The sequence below is a fragment of the Rhodococcus sp. IEGM1339 genome, from assembly GCF_050321925.1.
GTDB classification, from domain to species: domain Bacteria; phylum Actinomycetota; class Actinomycetes; order Mycobacteriales; family Mycobacteriaceae; genus Rhodococcus; species Rhodococcus pyridinivorans.
In genome coordinates this window covers 76,420-93,681 of record NZ_JBNQFT010000021.1, presented here as the reverse complement: position 1 = coordinate 93,681, position 17,262 = coordinate 76,420, and the positions used below count along the sequence as shown (strand labels likewise).

General features: G+C 72.3%; 16 protein-coding genes. 7 read left to right on the top strand and 9 right to left on the bottom strand.

Going from position 1 to position 17,262, the window contains the following annotated elements; genetic code table 11:
- Positions 1-513: 513 nt before the first annotated feature.
- From ACQR3U_RS18070 to ACQR3U_RS18060, 3 genes are all read right to left on the bottom strand, one after another.
- Positions 514-708 (bottom strand): hypothetical protein, encoded by a 195-nt coding sequence (locus ACQR3U_RS18070; RefSeq protein WP_230811109.1) that lies wholly within the window; start codon positions 706-708, stop codon positions 514-516.
- A 13-nt stretch (positions 709-721) separates the two neighbouring features.
- Positions 722-2,185, bottom strand: coding sequence for a dihydrolipoyl dehydrogenase family protein (locus tag ACQR3U_RS18065; RefSeq protein WP_230811108.1), 1,464 nt, complete (start codon positions 2,183-2,185; stop codon positions 722-724).
- Positions 2,186-2,281: 96 nt separating this feature from the next.
- Complete coding sequence (locus tag ACQR3U_RS18060) at positions 2,282-3,046, bottom strand: precorrin-3B synthase (protein ID WP_230811107.1); 765 nt, start codon at positions 3,044-3,046, stop codon at positions 2,282-2,284.
- A gap of 74 nt (positions 3,047-3,120) precedes the next feature.
- On the opposite strand from ACQR3U_RS18060, the gene ACQR3U_RS18055 reads away from it, so the two are divergent.
- The 3 genes from ACQR3U_RS18055 to ACQR3U_RS18045 all read left to right on the top strand — a co-directional run bounded on the left by ACQR3U_RS18055 (position 3,121) and on the right by ACQR3U_RS18045 (position 4,682).
- Complete coding sequence (locus ACQR3U_RS18055; protein ID WP_006550019.1) at positions 3,121-3,537, top strand: PPOX class F420-dependent oxidoreductase; 417 nt, start codon at positions 3,121-3,123, stop codon at positions 3,535-3,537.
- Between the two features lie 5 nt (positions 3,538-3,542).
- A complete protein-coding gene (locus ACQR3U_RS18050; protein ID WP_019289564.1) occupies positions 3,543-4,043 on the top strand; it encodes an acyltransferase in 501 nt (166 codons plus the stop codon).
- Between the two features lie 105 nt (positions 4,044-4,148).
- Complete coding sequence (locus ACQR3U_RS18045) at positions 4,149-4,682, top strand: glutathione peroxidase (protein ID WP_230811106.1); 534 nt, start codon at positions 4,149-4,151, stop codon at positions 4,680-4,682.
- Between the two features lie 45 nt (positions 4,683-4,727).
- Here ACQR3U_RS18045 and ACQR3U_RS18040 read toward each other — a convergent pair whose 3' ends face one another.
- The 3 genes from ACQR3U_RS18040 to ACQR3U_RS18030 all read right to left on the bottom strand — a co-directional run bounded on the left by ACQR3U_RS18040 (position 4,728) and on the right by ACQR3U_RS18030 (position 8,434).
- Positions 4,728-6,098 (bottom strand): metallopeptidase TldD-related protein, encoded by a 1,371-nt coding sequence (locus ACQR3U_RS18040; RefSeq protein WP_230811105.1) that lies wholly within the window; start codon positions 6,096-6,098, stop codon positions 4,728-4,730.
- Positions 6,095-7,606 (bottom strand): TldD/PmbA family protein, encoded by a 1,512-nt coding sequence (locus ACQR3U_RS18035; RefSeq protein WP_230811104.1) that lies wholly within the window; start codon positions 7,604-7,606, stop codon positions 6,095-6,097. The genes ACQR3U_RS18040 and ACQR3U_RS18035 overlap by 4 nt, the downstream gene beginning before the upstream one ends.
- Positions 7,607-7,669: 63 nt before the next feature.
- On the bottom strand, positions 7,670-8,434 hold the full coding sequence (locus ACQR3U_RS18030; protein WP_033098288.1) for a TSUP family transporter: 765 nt from the start codon (positions 8,432-8,434) through the stop codon (positions 7,670-7,672).
- Positions 8,435-8,539: 105 nt separating this feature from the next.
- On the opposite strand from ACQR3U_RS18030, the gene ACQR3U_RS18025 reads away from it, so the two are divergent.
- From ACQR3U_RS18025 to ACQR3U_RS18010, 4 genes are read left to right on the top strand one after another with little or no spacing between them, the layout of a single operon-like run.
- Positions 8,540-9,082 (top strand): FxsA family protein, encoded by a 543-nt coding sequence (locus ACQR3U_RS18025; RefSeq protein ID WP_006550013.1) that lies wholly within the window; start codon positions 8,540-8,542, stop codon positions 9,080-9,082.
- Positions 9,083-9,100: 18 nt separating this feature from the next.
- Positions 9,101-10,711: an amidohydrolase gene (locus ACQR3U_RS18020; RefSeq protein WP_033098290.1), complete on the top strand. Its 1,611-nt coding sequence runs from the start codon at positions 9,101-9,103 to the stop codon at positions 10,709-10,711.
- Positions 10,708-12,336 (top strand): apolipoprotein N-acyltransferase, encoded by a 1,629-nt coding sequence (lnt, locus tag ACQR3U_RS18015; protein ID WP_230811103.1) that lies wholly within the window; start codon positions 10,708-10,710, stop codon positions 12,334-12,336. Before ACQR3U_RS18020 ends, lnt begins: the two co-directional genes overlap by 4 nt.
- Positions 12,336-13,112: a polyprenol monophosphomannose synthase gene (locus ACQR3U_RS18010; RefSeq protein ID WP_006554797.1), complete on the top strand. Its 777-nt coding sequence runs from the start codon at positions 12,336-12,338 to the stop codon at positions 13,110-13,112. Before lnt ends, ACQR3U_RS18010 begins: the two co-directional genes overlap by 1 nt.
- A 68-nt stretch (positions 13,113-13,180) precedes the next feature.
- Here the strand turns inward: ACQR3U_RS18010 and ACQR3U_RS18005 are convergent, their stop codons facing one another.
- Genes ACQR3U_RS18005 through pabB form a run of 3 tightly spaced genes read right to left on the bottom strand, consistent with a single transcriptional unit; the run spans position 13,181 to position 17,255 of the window.
- Positions 13,181-14,176 (bottom strand): AurF N-oxygenase family protein, encoded by a 996-nt coding sequence (locus tag ACQR3U_RS18005; protein ID WP_230811102.1) that lies wholly within the window; start codon positions 14,174-14,176, stop codon positions 13,181-13,183.
- On the bottom strand, positions 14,173-15,087 hold the full coding sequence (locus ACQR3U_RS18000) for a prephenate dehydrogenase dimerization domain-containing protein (protein WP_230811101.1): 915 nt from the start codon (positions 15,085-15,087) through the stop codon (positions 14,173-14,175). Before ACQR3U_RS18000 ends, ACQR3U_RS18005 begins: the two co-directional genes overlap by 4 nt.
- Positions 15,084-17,255, bottom strand: a complete 2,172-nt coding sequence (gene pabB, locus ACQR3U_RS17995) for an aminodeoxychorismate synthase component I (protein ID WP_230811100.1) — start codon at positions 17,253-17,255, stop codon at positions 15,084-15,086. The genes ACQR3U_RS18000 and pabB overlap by 4 nt, the downstream gene beginning before the upstream one ends.
- Positions 17,256-17,262: the final 7 nt, after the last annotated feature.

Sequence of the window (17,262 nt, the reverse complement as noted above, 5' to 3'; positions counted from 1 at the left end):
GCTCGGCAGATTGACGCCTGTCGAGTTCGAGACCATCATGACCACACCAGCCACACAGGCTGCGTGACCGAATCTGTCACCGGATCGTGCAGCAGTCCCGAGCGGCTGCCACGGCTGCCCATTTATGGAGCAGACAACCGAGGACTGTGGCCAGCACACCTACCAGCACAATCGCCTCCTTCCCTCGCTCGCGTCCTGGTCCCAGCCTACGGTCCGACTGTCCTTCACCGGCGCGGGGAGCCGACAAGGACATCGACAGGGAATCGGAATGACGATCTTCGATCGTTCACGATGTCGTCCGCGCCGGTCGGCCGTCACATTGTCAAACCCACCGTCCTGGTGGTGGTGTCGGTCGGAGCCAGGGAACTACGGGCGTGAAACTAACGGTGAGCAGGTAGGTGGCGGCACCGGCGCATCAGGTGACAGTCACCGCTGTTGATGAGGTCCGTGGCGTCCGCATCACCGGAGGCAACCCGCGCTCATCGTCGGCCCGGGCTCCAACAAGTCGCCGGTCTACGTGCCGAAATGCACGTAGACCGCGGGGACCTGCGTGCCCTCGGCACCGTCGGGGGAGCGCAGGGTGCGCAGCATGTCGTCGGTGTTCTTCGGGATGCGCCTGCTGCCGCGCGCGGTGTGGCGGCGTCTGCCGCGCTGACCGTCGGCGTGCAGTTCTCGTCGCCACGCGGCGTGTCGCCACGACAACTGCACGTTCGAGAGGCGGTCAGCTGCGGCGGGATTCGAGCAGCCGCAACCAGATCTCGCTGATGGTGGGGTAGGACGGCACCGCATGCCACAGGGCGTCCAGCGGCACTTTCCCGACCAGGGCGATGGTGGCGGCGTGGACGAGTTCGGCGACCTCCTGACCGACGAAGGTCGCGCCGACCAGGGTGTCGGTGGCGCGGTCGACGACGAGCGCGGCGTGTCCGGCGTAGTCGTCGCGGGCGAGCGAGGCCCCGGCGACGTCGATGTCGGCCTCGAGGACCTCGACGTCGAGTCCGTCGGCGCGGGCCTGCTCGGCGGTGCGGCCGACCGCGGCGATCTCCGGGACGGTGAAGATCACCTGCGGGACCTGGCCGTGGTCGGCGCTCGCCCGGAATCGTGACCCGTCGGTGGGGCGGTTCTCGGCGCGGGCGGCGATGACGTCCCCGCACACCCGCGCCTGGTATTTGCCCATGTGGGTCAGTGCGGCGCGACCGGCGATGTCCCCGACCGCATACAGCCACTGGCCGTCGACCCCGTCGACGGTGAGATCGTCGGCGACGGTCACCTTCCCGTCGGTCAGGCCGACAGTGTCGAGACCGAGCCCGTCCACGGCGGGGCAGCGGCCGGCGGCGACGACGATCTCGTCGACCTCGACAGTGCTGCCGTCGGACAACTCCACGGTGGCGGGACCGCCGTGGATGCGGCCGACGCCGGTGTCCTTGACGTCGGGGCGCTGCACCGAGCGGATCTCGGTGCCGTAGCGCACATTCAGGCCCTTGTGGGCCATGCGGGTGGCGACGCGTTCGGCGGCGAACGGCTCCACGCGCGGCAGCAACCGGTCGCCGCGCACCGCGAGGGTGAGTTCCTCGACGCCGAGTTGCCGCAGCCAGGTGGCGGTTTCGCAGGCGACGACACCGCCGCCGACGACGAGCACGCGGCGGGGGACCTCGAGCAGGTTCGTCGCATCGCGGGAGGTCCACGGCAGCGCGTCGCGCAGCCCGGGCAGGTCCGGGATCGACGCGACGGTGCCGGTGGCCAGGACGACGGCGTGCCGGGCCTGCAGGCGACGCTCCCCGTCGGCTCCGGTGACGGTGACGGTGCGTTCGCCGGCGAGGCGGCCGTGGCCGCGCACGACGTCGATACCCGCGCCCTCGGCCCAGTCCACCTGGGAACTGTCGTCGCGGTTGTGGGTGAAGCTGTCGCGGCGGGCGAGTACGGCCGGTACCTCGACGCCGTGGGCGCTGATCTTGTCGGCGACGCCGGGCATGTTGCGGGCGGTGGTGAGCACCTGGGTGGGGCGCAGCAGGGCTTTGCTGGGCATGCAGGCCCAGTAGGAACATTCGCCGCCGACGAGTTCGTGTTCGACGAGCACCGCGGTGCGGTCGCTGCCGGCGATGGCGTACTGGGCGGCGTTCTCCCCGGCCGGGCCCGCGCCCAGGACGATCACGTCATAACTGTCGGATTCCGCTGTCGGACCGCTCATCCGTCCACGATAGGCGCGGCCGAACCGTCGGCGGGCCGGATCGGGGGCGACGGTCCGGTTCGCGAAGTCCGCCCGTTCGTGCAGGTCAGCGGCGGCTCAGCGCAGATGCGGGGAGTCGGCGTCGAAGATCAACCCCATCGGGGCGAGCACCCGCACCACCTGTTCGGCGGTCCACTCGTCGAGATCGCACAGCAGCACCGACCGCCACGGGCTGACGATCACCGGACGTTCGACGGCGGCGAGGAATTCCGCCAGGCGCGCGGGAAGGATCCCGCCGGGCAGCCCGCCGGCGAGGGTGACGGCCCCGTCGGGCTGGTCGAGCCAGCCGATCGGTGGCCGCGGCCGCTCGGGCACTGGTTCCGGATCCCCGGTGGGGTCGGTCGGTGGGGTGAGCAGCGCCTCGGCGGCGTCCTGCGGGTCGACGCGCACCCCGGTGTCGGCGCCGTCGCGGATCACCGCGAAGCGGCCGTCGGGGCGGGCGAGGACCGCGACGGTGGGGGCGAGGGCGACGATGTCGCCGGTGCCGTCGTCGAGCCCGAGGACGGTGCCGGCCGCCACGGGCCGGTCGTCCAGGCGCGCGATCACCGTGGCGGTGAGTTCGCGCAGGTCGTGGTGTCCGCCGATGCGGCCGCTGAGCGGGGAGACGAGAAGCCGTGCGCGGGTGGGCACGTCGACGGTGAGACCGGCGGCGGTGACGGCCGCGCTGATCGCGGCGTGGTCGCCGCGCACCCGCAGCTGGGCATGGGCGGTCAGGTGCAGTTCGCCGCCGCCGTGGGTGTGGGCGAGTTCGGCGAGCACCTGCACCTGCGCGGAGGTCAGGTGCCCGGCGGGCAGGTGCACGTCGACAGCGGTATCGGCCATGACCGCCAGCGTAGAACGCGGCGCCGGCGGGACGAGCGGTGCCGTGAGACCGGGCGGTTTGTAGGGTGGTGGCCATGCCCGAGTCGACGACCCCCACCTTCGCGGACCTCGCCGCCGCCAAGTTCGTGCTGCTGACCACCTACCGCAAGGACGGCAGCGCGGTGGACACCCCGGTGTGGGCGGCGCCCGACGGGAACCGGCTGCTGGTGTGGACGGTCGCCGACGCCTACAAGGTGCGGCGACTGCGCCGCGATCCGCGGGTGTCCCTGGCGATCTGCGACGCGCGCGGCAACCCGAAGTCGGCGGCGGTGCCCGGCACGGGGGAGGTGCTCGACGCCGACGGCTCGGCGCACGCCCGGTCGGTGATCGCCCGCAAGTACGGACTGCTCGGCCGGATCATCGTCGGCGCGAGCGTGGTGCGTCGTGGCCGCACCGGCACCGTCGGGTTGGCGTGTGCGCTCGATCCCGCCGACGACACGGCAGGCCGGTAGACGTCGTGGCGCGCTCTCACACCTACCGGTCCCAGGCGATCGCGGTGGCGCTCGCGAGCAACCCGCTGATCTCCGGTTCGAGTCGCTGGAAGTGGTTGCGCCGCGCCGGTGTCGACGCCGCACCGCCGAGCCTGATCCACACCGGCGTGGTGGTGCAGGGCCTCGGCCGGCTCACCCTCGGCGCGGGCTCGTTCGTCAACCACGGCTGCTATTTCGACACGGTCGCCGACATCACCCTCGGGCAGCGGGTGTTCCTCGGCGACCACGTGCGGGTGCTCACCAGCAGCCACCGCATGGGCACCGCCGAACAGCGCGCGTCGACGCTGACGGGGGAGCCGGTGACCATCGGCGACGGCGCGTGGATCGGCTCCGGTGCGGTGGTCATGCCGGGCGTGAGCATCGGCGCCGGTGTGGTGATCGGCGCGAACTCGCTGGTGACGAAGGACTGTGCCCCGCACACGCTGCATCTGGGCAGCCCCGCCCGGCACGTCCGCGACCTGGACTGACCCCGCACCGGCAGCCCCGCCCGGGTCGTCCGATCCCGTAGGGTCCGTGGTGATCTCGGCCTCACCTGCGGGGCTGAGCCGATCGAACCCAGTTCAGGAGAGCGCATGTCCGTGCACGAGTACACCGTGGCCACCGCCGACGGCGGCAGCGAGGATCTCGCCCGCTTCGCCGGCCGGCATCTGCTGATCGTCAACGTCGCCAGCAAGTGCGGCTTGACCCCGCAGTACGAGGCCCTCGAGGCGCTGCACCGCGAGCTGGGCGAGCGCGGCCTGCAGATCCTCGCGTTCCCGTGCAACCAGTTCGGTGGTCAGGAACCGGGTAGTGACAGCGAGATCCAGGAGTTCTGCCGCGTGAACTTCGACGTCACCTTCCCGGTGTTCGCGAAGGTCGATGTCAACGGCGACGATGCGCACCCGCTCTACCGGCACCTGCGCGCCGAGGCTCCCGGTGATTTCGGGCCGCAGCACGGTTTCCTGTTCGAGCACGTGAGCAAGACCCGCCCGGAGGCGATCGGCACCGACGAGGTGAAGTGGAACTTCACCAAGTGCCTCGTCGACCCGCAGGGCGCGGTGGTGCGCCGCTTCGAGCCGACGGTCACCCCCGAGGAGATCGGCAAGGAACTCACCGACCTGCTCTGAGCCCCTACCGGTCCGGTCGATGGACGTCACCGACCGGACCGGAGGTCAGTGGGCGGCGCTGACCGAGGACATGTGGAAGTCGGGGATGCGCACCGGCGGCATCGCGGTGCGGGTGAACCAGTCCTTCCACTCCCGCGGCAGGGTGCGTTCGGTGGCGCCGATCTCGGTGGCGCGGCCGAGCAGATCGACCGGGGATTCGTTGAACCGGAAGTTGTTCACCGCCGCCCGCACCTGCCCGTCCTCGACGAGATACACCCCGTCGCGGGTCAGGCCGGTCAGCAACAGCACCGCCGGATCGACCTCCCGCAGGTACCACACGGTGGTCAGCAGCAGACCGCGTTCGGTGCGGGCGATCATGTCGTTCACATCGGCGGTGCTGCCACCGGTGAGCAGCAGATTCTCACCCGGCGCCGTGGGGGTGGCCCCGAATTCGGCGGCTGCGGCCCGCGGATACGCCAGCGCGTGCAGGGCGCCGTCGCGGAGCCAGTCGACCCGCGAGGCGCTCATCCCGGTGTCGAACACCGAGACGCTGTCGGTGGAGGCGGTGGCGACCACGAACGGCGCATAACCGAGCCCCGGGGCGGCCGGATCGGACGTCAACGTCACCGGCAGCGCGGCGATCTGCTCGCCGAGGCGGGTTCCGCCGGGCCCCGCCCACACCGACCGGCCCTCCTCGGCGCCGCGCCCGTCGAGGGACCACAGCAGCGGGATCATCAGGTCCGCGACCACCGAGGGTGGCAGCAGCGTCTCGTACCGTCCGGCGGGCAGGTCGACGCGGGTACCGGCCCAGTCCAGCCGCCGCGCCAGTTCGGCACGCAGCGGATCCATTGCGATGTCGGTGAAGTCGACGGTGCCGGCGCCGACCCAGGCGCTCGCCCCGGTCAGGCCGCCGCGTTTGCCGTTGATCTCGAGCGAGCCGTCGCGTTGCACCCAGCGGCGCCGCACCCCGGTGGAGGTGCCCAGCCACATCGTCGTGGATTGGTGGTGGGCGAATCCGTAGAGGGCGTCGGTGTCGTCGAAGCCGGAGGCGAGCCCGTCGAGGAGCGGGGCGAAGACCTCGACGTCGGTGCCGACGGCCTCGTCGCCCCACTGCGGGTCGGTGTCGTCGCCGTCGATCAACGGCATCGCATCCGGGGCCGCCGGGGCCTGCTGCGCGGCCGCCCACGCCGCGGCAACCACCGCGCCGATGTCGTCGGCGTCGACGATCGGGGCGCTGACCACCCCGCAGTGCGCCCCGTCGGGGGTGCGGCGGATCGCGAGGATCGTGGCGCCGCGGGCACGGGCGGAGCCGTTGGTGGTCATCGAACTGCCGGCCCACCGCAGCGACGCCTCGGCACTGTCGGTGACCATCACGATGGTCTCGTCGGCAGGCGAGGTCGCCAGGGCGGTTTCGACGAGTCGGTCTCCGGGGATCATCGGCCACCTTCCTGCACCGTGTTGAGCACGTTCACGCCGCGCACCAGCACCGACGGGCAGCCGTGCGAGACGGACGCGACCTGCCCGGGTTGCGCCTTGCCGCAGTTCATCGCGCCGCCGAGCTGCCAGGTCGACGCGCCGCCGACCGTCTCGAGGGCACCCCAGAACTCGGTGGTCGACGCCTGATAGGCCACATCGCGGACCTGCCCGGCGAGCCGGCCGCCGCGGATCCGGTAGAACCGCTGACCGGTGAACTGGAAGTTGTGCCGCTGCATGTCGATCGACCAGCTGCGATCGCCGACGATGTACAGCCCGTCGTCGACCCCGGCGATCAGATCGGCGGTGCTGCGATCGACGCTCGGATCGGGTCGCAGCGACACGTTCGCCATCCGCTGGATCGGCACGTGATGCGCCGAATCGGCGTAGGCGCAGCCGTTCGAGCGGGCCACCCCGAGCTTCGGGGCGAACGCCCGGTCGAGTTGGTAGCCGACGAGCACCCCGTCCTTCACGAGATCCCAGGACTGGGCGGCGACCCCGTCGTCGTCGTAGCCGACGGTGGCCATGCCGTGCGGTTCGGTGCGGTCGGCGGTGACATGCATGACGTCGCTGCCGTAGCGCAGGCTGCCGAGCAGGTCGGGGGTGGCGAAGGAGGTGCCGGCGTAGGCGGCCTCGTAGCCGATGGCGCGGTCGTATTCGGTGGCGTGCCCGACCGATTCGTGGATCGTCAGCCACAGATTCGTCGGGTCGATCACCAGATCGGTGCGGCCCGGGATCACCGACGGGGCCTGCGCCTTCTCCGCGAGCTGCTCGGGCAGTTCGGCGAGCTCACGGCTCCAGTCCCACCACCGGTCCGAGGCCACATACTCCCAGCCGCGGCCGGCCGGCGGGGCCAGGGTGCGCATCGACTCGAAGGTGCCGGCCTCACGGTCGACGCGGGTCGCGTCGAGGTCGGAGTGGATCCGCACCCGCTGCTGGGTGATCGTCGACCCGGCGAGATCGGCGTAGAAGGTCTGTTCCTTGACCAGCGTCAGATTCGCGGCGACGTGGTCGACGCCGTCGGCGTCCTGCAGTCGCCGCGAACGGTCCTCGAGCACCGCGATGCGCTCGGCGGCGGGGACGGTGAACGGGTCGATCTCGTACGGCGAGACCCACACCGCGTCCCGGTGGACCGGTTCGTCGGCCCACTGCACCGGATCCCGGTTCAACGCGCGCAGGGTGCGGGCGACCGCGACGGCGCGGGCCGCGGCGTCGGCGGCGCCGTCCGGGCCGGGCACCGGATGCGACGCGAATCCCCAGGTGCCGTCGAGCAGCACCCGCACCGCCACCCCGCAGTCGCTGTCGTCCACCGCCGCCTGCAGGGCGCCGTCGCGCAGGGTGCTCGTCCCGGTCCGGATCCGATGCACCCGCACATCGGCGTGACTCGCGCCCGCCGCCCGCGCGACCGTCAGGCCCGCGTCGGCGGCCGCGTGCAACGGCAGGGCCAGGAAATCGTCGTCCACCGCATTCACCCGCCCACGGTAACGCCGGGATGTGCGGCATCGGGGTTGCCGCACCGAGCCCCGCGGGGTGGTTCAGCCGAACTGTTCGATGCCGAGGCGGATCACCATGGCGATCACCACGACCAGCAACACCACCCGCACGAACCCGGCGCCGCGGGCGAGCGCCATCCGGGAGCCGAGCACCGAGCCGGCGACATTGCACACCGCCAGCGCCGCCCCGAGCGCCCACCACACGTGCCCGCCGACGGCGAACAGGACCAGCGCCCCGAGATTCGAGCCGAAGTTGAGCACCTTCGCCATCGCCGCCGAGGTGACGAACTCGCTGCCGAGCATCGCCGCGAACACGATGATGAAGAAGGTGCCGGTGCCGGGCCCGAGGATCCCGTCGTAGAAGCCGATCACCGCCGCGGCCGTGACCACGACGGTGGCCAGCCGCAGCGTGGACGGGCGGCGGGTGCTGCCGGTGCCGAGTTTCGGGCGGGCGGTGACGAACACCGCCACCGCGACGAGCACGACCATCACGATCGGGATGAACACCTCCCGGTCGATGAGCGAGACCGCCGCCGCCCCCGCCGCCGCGGCCAGCGCGGCGACCAGGGCAGCGGGGCCGAGCAGCGACCAGCGCAGCGGGATGCGCCGCGCGAAGGTCAGCACCGCCGCGCCGGTCCCGCAGATCGCGGTGAGCTTGTTCGTCGCCAGCGCCGCCTGTGGCGTCAATTGCGGGGCGACGAGGAACAGGGCGGGCAGCAGGATCAGCCCGCCGCCGCCGACCACCGCGTCCACCCAGCCGGCGGCTGTCGCGGCGGTCATCAGCAACGCCCAGTCACCTGCAGTCATGGCGGCCATTCGATCACGCGCCGCATCCGCGGGTCGGGTGCGGGAGCAAAACCGGTGGCCCGTTCGTTGACCGGACAGAAACCGCCGACGGAAGGAAGTCCCGCCGTGTACCCGTTGTTGTTCGTGCTCTACGTCGTGGCGGAGATCGCGGTGCTGGCCTGGCTCGGCTCCACCCTCGGAGCCCTGGCCACCGTGTTGATCTTCCTCGGTGTCAGCGCCGCCGGTTATCTCGTGCTCGCCGCCCTGGGTCGCCGCGCGCTGCGCAACCTCGGTGAGCTGCGCGGTGGCCGGGCGCCGCACGCGAATTCCCCGGAGCGGGTGCTCACCGACGGTGCGCTCATCGGCGCCGGCGCGGCCCTGGTGCTGATTCCCGGCATCGTCAGCACCGTGCTCGGGGTGCTGCTGTTGCTGCCGTCCCGCGCCGCGCTGCGTCCGGCGGTGCGCACGCTGGTCGCGCGGCGGGCCCGCGTCACCGGGTTCTCCGCGCAGCGGCTGGTGGTGGTCGACGGGCAGGTCGTCGATCACAGTGTCGTCGGTGGTGCCCCGCACCTGACCGGTGGTGCGGCCGTGACCGAGCAGGTCGACGACCGTGGCACCGTGCTCGAAGGGGAGATCGTGGAGACCCCGCGCCGCCGCGAGGAGCGGTAACGGGCAGACTGGGCACTCGTGAGCCCTGCACCGCACACCCAGCTTCTCGTCGGCGGCCGCATCTACAGCGCCAGCGCCCCCGATGCCACCGCGATGGCCGTCACCGACGGCACGGTCGTGTGGGTCGGGCAGGACCGGCCCGGCCGCGCCCTGCACCCGGACGCCGAGATCGTCGATCTGCACGGCGCGTTCGTCGCCCCCGGTTTCGTCGACACCCACGTGCACACCACCAGCCACGGCCTGGCGTTGACCGGGCTGGATCTGACCGACGCCGTCGACCGCGACGACGCATTGCGCCGGGTCCGCGCGCACGCCGATGCGCACGACGACGCGGTGATCTGGGGGCACGGCTGGGACGAGACCCGCTGGCCCGACCCGACGCCACCGACCACCGCCGACCTCGATGCCGCCGCCCCGGCCCGGCTCGTCTATCTCGGCCGGATCGATGCGCATTCGGCGGCGGCGTCGAGCGCGTTGCGGGCCGTCGCCGAACCCCTCGACGAGCTGGCCGGCTTCGATCCGCAGCAGCCGCTGACCGCCGCGGCGCATCATGCGGTGCGCGGCGCCGCCCGCCGCGGGCTGACCGCCGCGCAGCGTGCCCGCGCCCGCCTGGCGGCCCTCGACGATTTCGCCGCGCACGGTTACGTCGCGGTGCACGAATGCGCCGGCCCCGACATCTCCGGGCTCGACGACTTCACCGAACTGCTCGGCACCGACCATCCGGTGCAGGTGCGCGGCTACTGGGGTCAGGCGGCGCGCACCGGCGAGGAAGCCGCGGAGCTGCTCGCCGAGACCGGCGCCGATGCCCTGGGCGGGGATCTGTTCGTCGACGGGTCGATCGGTTCGCACACCGCCGCGCTGGCCCGCCCGTACGACGATCTGCCGGACTGCTGCGGCACCCGCTATCTGACCGAGGACGAGCTGACCGCGCACGTGCGCGCGTGCACCTCGGCGGGCATTCAGGCCGGTTTCCACGTCATCGGTGACGCGGCGACCACCGCCGCGGTCGCGGCCTTCGAGGCGGTCGCCGCGGAGGTCGGGGGACCGGTGCTCGCCGCGCGCGGGCATCGGCTCGAGCACGTCGAGTCGTTGACGGTCGCGCAGGCGGAGGTGTTGTCGCGGTACGGGGTGATCGCGAGCATGCAGCCGAGCTTCGACGCCCTGTGGGGCGGGGCGGACGGGATGTACGCGCAGCGGCTCGGCGCCGACCGCGCCGCGGCGTTGAACGCGTTCGCGCCGCTGGCAGCGACCGGGCTGGCGTTGGCGTTCGGCTCGGATGCGCCGGTGACGGCGCCGCAGCCGTGGCCGATGCTGCGGGCGGCGGTGCACCACCGCACCGAGGGCAGCGGGATCTCGCCGCGGGCGGCGTTCGCCGCCGCGACCCGCGGGGCGTGGCGCGCTGGTGGGGTGCGTGACGGTCTGGCCGGCACCCTCGATCCGGGTGCGCCGGCGTCGTATGCGATCTGGGAGGTCGGGGAGCTGGTGGTCAGCGCCCCGAAGGATTCGGTGCAGCGATGGTCGACGGATCCGCGGTCCCGGGTGGCGCCGCTGCCGGATCTCGCCCCGGGCACCGCCGATCCGGTGCTGGTGCGCAGTGTGCACCGCGGCCGGGTCGTGTACGCGCGGTGACCGGCCGGCCCCTCGCGACGGTCACCGTGCGGGCGGTGCGGGTCGTCGCGCTGCGCGCGCTGCTGGCCGTCGTCGCGGGAGTGTTGCTGTTCGCGTCGTTCCCGCCGCGTCCGCTGTGGTTCCTCGCCCCCGTCGGGATCGCGCTCCTGGTCGGTGTATCGACTGCAGTACCGCTGCGGCGACGCGCCGGGTTCGGCTACGGCTATCTCGCCGGCCTCGGATTCCTGGTGCCGCTACTGCCCTGGATCGGCGTCTATGTCGGGCCGTTGCCGTGGTTGGCGCTCGCCGCCGCCGAGGCGGTCTTCGTCGGCCTGTTCGGGGCGCTGGTGGTGCACCTGCGGTCGCTGCCGGTCGCGCCGTTGTGGATCGCGGCGGCGTGGAGCCTGACCGAATGGTTACGCTCGAGCGTCCCGTTCGGCGGGTTCCCGTGGGGTCGGCTGGCCTTCGGCCAACCCGACGGTGGGTTCGTCTCCCTCGCCGTCGTCGGCGGCGCCCCGCTGGTGTCGTTCGCCGTGGCCGCGACCGGCGCCGGGCTCGCCGCCCTCGCCCTGACCGCCTCCCGCCGTCCCCGCCCCGTGCGGGCCTGGACGGTGCCGGTCGCGGTGACGCTGCTCGGTCCGCTGCTCGCCGCGGCGGCGTGGCCGCTGGTGCGCACCGCCACCGACGAGTCGTCGACGGTGACGGTCGCGGCGATCCAGGGCAGTGTGCCGCGCCTGGGCCTGGACTTCAACGCCCAACGCAAGGCGGTGCTCGACAATCATGTCGCCCGCACCCTCGTCCTCGCCGAGGACGTCGCCGCCGGACGGGCTCCGGCCCCGGATGTGGTGATCTGGCCGGAGAACGCCTCCGATATCGACCCGCTGCGCAACGCCGATGCCGCACGCGACATCTCCGCCGCGTCCGCCGCGATCGACGCGCCGATCCTCGTCGGGGCGGTGCTCGTCAACGACGACCGGACCACCACCAATTCGGTGATCGTGTGGGACGCGCAGACCGGTCCGGGGGAGCGGCACGACAAGAAAATCATCCAGCCGTTCGGCGAGTACCTGCCGTGGCGGTCGTTCTTCCGGTTGTTCTCCGAGTACGCCGACCGCGCCGGCCATTTCGTGCCCGGCGACGGCGACGGCATGGTCACCGCCGGCGGCATCGACATCGGGGTGGCGACCTGCTACGAGGTGGCCTTCGACCGGGCGTTCCGCGACTCGATCGACGCCGGCGCGCAACTGCTGGCGGTGCCGACGAACAACGCCACCTTCGGCGACACCGAGATGACCTATCAGCAGCTGGCGATGTCGCGAGTGCGGGCCGTCGAGCACGGCCGGGCCGTGATCGTCGCGGCGACCAGCGGGGTCAGCGCGATCGTCGATCCGGCCGGTCGGGTGCAGCAGAGCACACCGTTGTTCGTGCCCGATGCCCTGGTGGCGCAGGTGCCCGTGCGCGCAGACGTTACGCTGGCTAGTCGGCTCGGAGTGGCGCCGGAGCTTGTGCTCTGCGCCGCGGCCGTGGCCGCCGCCGGTTTCGTCCTGGTGCGAGGACGGCGGGAGAAGGCCGGTGCGGCAGCTCGCACCAGCACCGGCGCAGCAGGAGCACCGGCCGGTGGCCGGTTCGACAAGGAGGACCTCTGATGGCAGCGGCGACGCCGGCCGGGAACGACAGCGCACCCAGCGCCCGCACCCTGGTGATCATTCCGACCTACAACGAGCGGGAGAACCTCGGTCGGATCATCACGCGGCTGCACGCTGCGCTGCCGCACACCCATGTCCTCGTCGTCGACGACGGCAGTCCCGACGGCACCGGTGACCTCGCCGACGACCTCGCCGCCGCCGACGAGCGCATCGCGGTGCTGCACCGCACCGAGAAGAACGGTCTCGGTGCCGCCTACATCGCCGGTTTCCGGTGGGGGCTCGAGCACGGCTACACGGTGCTCGTGGAGATGGACGCCGACGGCAGCCACGCCCCCGAGCAGTTGCACCTGCTGCTGGAGAAGGTCGACGCCGGCGCTGATCTGGTGCTCGGCTCCCGTTACGTGCCCGGCGGCACGGTGGTGAACTGGCCGTGGCACCGCGAGGTGCTCTCCCGCGGCGGCAACATCTACTCGCGTCTCGCGCTGGGGGTGTCGATCCAGGACATCACCGGCGGCTACCGTGCCTACCGCCGTGAGGTGCTCGAGAAGCTCGACCTCGACGCGATCGCCTCGCACGGCTACTGCTTCCAGGTCGATCTGGCGTGGCGCACCCTGCAGGCCGGATTCACCGTCGCCGAGGTGCCCATCACGTTCACCGAACGGGAAATCGGCGAGTCGAAGATGAACGGCAACATCGTGCAGGAGGCCCTCGTGCGGGTCACCGTGTGGGGGCTGCGCAGCCGTCTCGCGCGGTTGCGGGCACTGCTGGGCCGCTGACTCGGCCCGCGCGGCCGGGATACCAGGCGCTGTGCGGCCGAGGCGCTAGGCGCTGTGCGGCCGAGGCGCTAGGCGCTGCGCGGCCACGGCCAGCGGGCGTCGAGTTCCTCCCCGAGCCCCAGTTCCGCGCACAGCCGGCGGATGGCGCTGCAGTCCTGCACCACCGGCCGGCCCTCGGTCACGGCGATGGTGTCGGCGACCAACTCGTCGCCGCCGGGGATGTTCTCGCGCGCGATGATCGCCGCCCAGGTGGAGGTGTCGGCGCCGGTGAACGCCGCGACCGCGGTACCAAGCGCGTCGAGCAGCCGCACCCGATCGGTGTCGTCGAGTTCGGTGAGCACCGCAGTGAGCAGCCCACCCGCGAGGGAGGCGTGGCACAGCTCGTCGCGGCGGTGCACCGCCACCGTCGCGCGGTTGACCGGTTGCAGCTCCGGGTCGGTGGTGAGCAACGCCAGATAGGCGCTGATCGAAGTCTCTGCAACGGTGGTGAACGCCAGCTGCACCAGCGCCGCGTCCCGCGGGGTCTCGGCGTGCGCGACCGCGGCGCGATGCTCGCGCACGGTCGGGCACGGCGGCAGCACCGACTCCTTCAGCGCCCAGCCGCGGCGGCGGCGGGTGAGCACGTTGGCCTGCTGGTGCATGAGGGTGTGGTACTGCTCGTCGACCATCGCCTGGAGCACCCCGGTGACCACCGTGTCGGACGGGCCGATACCGAAGGCGTCCTCGGTGATCAACGCGAAGCCGGGGTTGACGACGTGCTGTTCGATGTCGACGACGCTCTTGTTGTAGGCAATCCACGCCCAGGCCCGCAGCCGCGCCTGTTGTTGTTCGTCGAGCCCGAGATAACGCGGATGCTCGGCGAAGGGCAGCATCTGCTCGGGATAGTCGGCGCGGTCCGCCTCGAACAGCGCGTCGAGGTCGACCTCGGGTTTCTTGACGGCGGCGCGGCGCGGCCACGAGCGGGTCAGCCCGGCGATCACCGCGCTCTCCGCCGGATCGGACGGGTCGTACTGCGGGAGTTCCGGCGCGCGCAGCTGCGGGCCGGGGATGTCGGATTCCTTCATGTCCGGCTCCTTTCCTCGCTCGGACCGCCGACCGCGCCCGGATCGCGGGGCAGTGCCGCGAACAGCTGCCCGCACAGCTGCGCAGCGGCCGGTTGCCCGTCGCCGAGCGCGGCGCGGGCCCGGTCGAGCAGCACCGCGAAGTCGGGCAGGGCGTCGGTGGCGGCGTCGAGATCGGCGACCGCGCCGGCGAGGGCGCGGCGGGCGGTGGCGGCGTACGGGTTGGTGAGCTGGATGTCGTGGTAGACCTCGGCGGTGCCACCGGAGACGCGGGCGAGCAGCGCGCGCAGCGCGGTGTGCGGGGGCGCGGCGACCTGCGCGGCGGCATCCGGCACGTCGAGCCGGTCGAGGGCGATACCGAACGCGAGGATCGCGGCGTGGGTGAGCACCTGCACGGCGGCGGTGATCCGGTCGTGTTCGTCGGCGGTGGTCTCGACCACGGTGGCACCCAAGTCGCGCAGCGCCGCGACGAACTCGGTCACGACCGGTGCGTCGTGGTGACGCACCGCCACCACGGGCCGGCCGGGCAATCCGAGATCGGGGGCGAACATCGGGTTGATGCCGAGCGTGGGGGCGCCGGGCCGGTAGGTGTGCAGCGCCGCGGCGATCGGGGTCTTCACCGACAGGGTCTCCACCAGCAGGGTGTGCGGGGGCAGCAGCCGCGCGAGCACCGGCAGGGCGGCACCGGCGACGACGTCGGGGACGGCGAGGACCACGATGTCGGCGCCGTCGAGTGCCGCGGCGAGGCGGGTGTCGGGGGCGGTCAGATCGGCGCGCAGCATCCCGGGTGCAGCCGGGGCGGCGGCCGGGTCGACGACGAGCACCTGACGGCCGGCCTCGCGCAACGCCGCGGTGAGCAAGGCGCCGACGGCGCCGCATCCGCCGGCGACGATCACCCGGCCGGGCGTGGTCACGGCCCGGCCCGCCCCGGCAGCACCGGTGGCCCGTCGACGAGATCGTCCGGGTCCGCGGAGCCGATCGCATCGGTCCCGTCGGTCGGGGTGGTGTCGCGGGCCGCGGCGAGGCAGCGGCGCATCACCACGGATTTGACGAGGGTCTCGTCGAGTTCGTCGTCCGGATCGGACAGCGCCACGATCGCCCCCCCGATCCCGAAGGTGACCTCGTGGGCGGTGGCGACGAGGGTGCGGATGACCACCGACAGGTCGGCGGCGCCGGTCGGCGACAGATATCCGATGGCCCCGGAGTACACCCCGCGGGGGCCGTCCTCGAGCTTGTCGATGATCTCCATGGTGCGCAGCTTCGGGGCACCGGTCATCGATCCGCCGGGGAAGGCGGCGCGCACACAGTCCACCGCCGAGACGTCCGGACGCAGCGTGCCGCGCACCGTGGACACCAGCTGATGCACCGCCGCATAGGTTTCCACCGCGAACAGTGCCGGCACGTGCACCGAGCCGGGCACGCACACCCGCGACAGGTCGTTGCGCACCAGATCGACGATCATCAGGTTCTCGGAGCGGTCCTTCTTGCTGGCCCACAGTCCGTCCCGCAACGCGGCGTCCTCGCCGGGGGTCCGGCCACGTGGGCGGGTGCCCTTGATCGGTTTCGATTCGACGGTGCCGTCGGCGTCGATCCGCAGGAACCGTTCCGGGGAGGCGCTGAGCACCGCGACCTCGGGGAAGTCGAGCAGCGCACTGTAGGGGGTGGGGCTGATGCGGCGCAACGCCCGATAGGTGCTCAGCGGGTCGATGCCACCGTCGACGGTGACGGTGTTCGTCAGACACACCTCGTAGGTCTCGCCGCTGCGGATCTCGTTCTGGCACTGGGCGATCAGATCGAGATAGCGCTGCGGGGAGTGCCGCAGCCGCAGTTGCGGGCCACCGTCCGCGCCGATCAGCGGCACCGGGATCTGCTCGTCGGTCACCGGTTCGGGCAGCGCCGACAGGATCGCGGCGGTCGCGTCGAACCAGGCAAGAGTCTCGGGATCGTCGGTGTCCTCGGTCAGGGCGAGCAGATAGCAGCAGCGGTCGTCGTGGTCGACGATCACCGCCCGGTCGGCGAAGACCAGCGCGGCGTCGGCGTAGGGGGAGGTGTGCACGAGTTGCGCGCCGGCGTCGGCCTTGAGTTCGTAGCCGAGATACCCGACGTAGCCGAGCGCGAACCCGAACGGCAGGTCGTCGCGGGCGGCGGCGCGGCGCTCCGCGAGGCGGGCGGTGAGATGGTCGAAGACGGGGCGGCGGTGTTCCTCGACGGTGCCGTCGGCGCGGTGTTCGCGCACGATGCCCTCCCCGACCCGGTAGGTCAGGTAGTCGGCGCGGGGTCCGGCGCCGTTGCCGAGGACGGTGAACCGCGACTGCGGCTCCAGCGCGGCGCTGCCGTCGAGCCAGAAGCCGTGCGGGCCGGCGGCGAAGAGCGCCTCGTACACCGCGGACGGGTCGGGGTGCAGCGGCAGCCGGCGGCTGGCCAGCAGATAGCGCGGAGCCGGTTCGGGTACCGGTTCCGGATCGACGGGGGCGGTGACGGTGATCGGGCTGCGCGGCGGGGTGGCGTCGCGGAAGTTGGCGAGCAGTTGCGCGCCGTGGGCGGTGCCGATCGATTCGGGATGGAACTGCACCCCCCACAGCGGCCGGTGCCGGTGCGCGACGGCCATGAGCAACCCGTCCGGGGTGTGGGCGGTGGCGACGAGCTCGTCGGGGACGGGGTCGGCGATCAGCGAGTGGTAGCGCACCGCCTCGAAGGGCGACGGCAGCCCGGCGAACAGGCCGGTGCCGTCGTGCAGGATCGGGCTGGTGCGGCCGTGCACCGGTTCGGGGGCGGTGATCACGGCGCTGCCGAACAGCTGGCACAGTCCTTGATGGCCCAGGCACACCCCGAGCAGCGGCACTTCTGCGTCGGTGAGGGCGCGGGCGCTGATCCCGAAGTCCCTGGCCCGGTCGGGTCGGCCCGGGCCGGGGGAGATGACGATGTTGTCGAACGGTTCGGCGACGAGCTCGTCCCAGCTGCGATCGTTGGTGAGCACCCGCGGCGGGATGCCGTTGACGCGGGTGATCAGGTCGTAGAGGTTGTAGGTGAACGAGTCGTAGTTGTCGATCAACACCGTGCGGATCGGTCGGGGCGCGGACACGACGGGC

Bases quoted from the DNA above. Each gene is read 5' to 3' on its own strand.
- ACQR3U_RS18040 (WP_230811105.1), bottom strand. From the start codon at position 6,098: ATGATCCCCGGAGACCGACTCGTCGAAACCGCCCTGGCGACCTCGCCT.
- ACQR3U_RS18060 (WP_230811107.1), bottom strand. From the start codon at position 3,046: ATGGCCGATACCGCTGTCGACGTGCACCTGCCCGCCGGGCACCTGACC.
- ACQR3U_RS18005 (WP_230811102.1), bottom strand. From the start codon at position 14,176: ATGAAGGAATCCGACATCCCCGGCCCGCAGCTGCGCGCGCCGGAACTC.
- ACQR3U_RS18045 (WP_230811106.1), top strand. From the start codon at position 4,149: ATGTCCGTGCACGAGTACACCGTGGCCACCGCCGACGGCGGCAGCGAG.
- ACQR3U_RS18010 (WP_006554797.1), top strand. From the start codon at position 12,336: ATGGCAGCGGCGACGCCGGCCGGGAACGACAGCGCACCCAGCGCCCGC.
- ACQR3U_RS18065 (WP_230811108.1), bottom strand. From the start codon at position 2,185: ATGAGCGGTCCGACAGCGGAATCCGACAGTTATGACGTGATCGTCCTG.
- ACQR3U_RS18030 (WP_033098288.1), bottom strand. From the start codon at position 8,434: ATGACTGCAGGTGACTGGGCGTTGCTGATGACCGCCGCGACAGCCGCC.
- ACQR3U_RS18055 (WP_006550019.1), top strand. From the start codon at position 3,121: ATGCCCGAGTCGACGACCCCCACCTTCGCGGACCTCGCCGCCGCCAAG.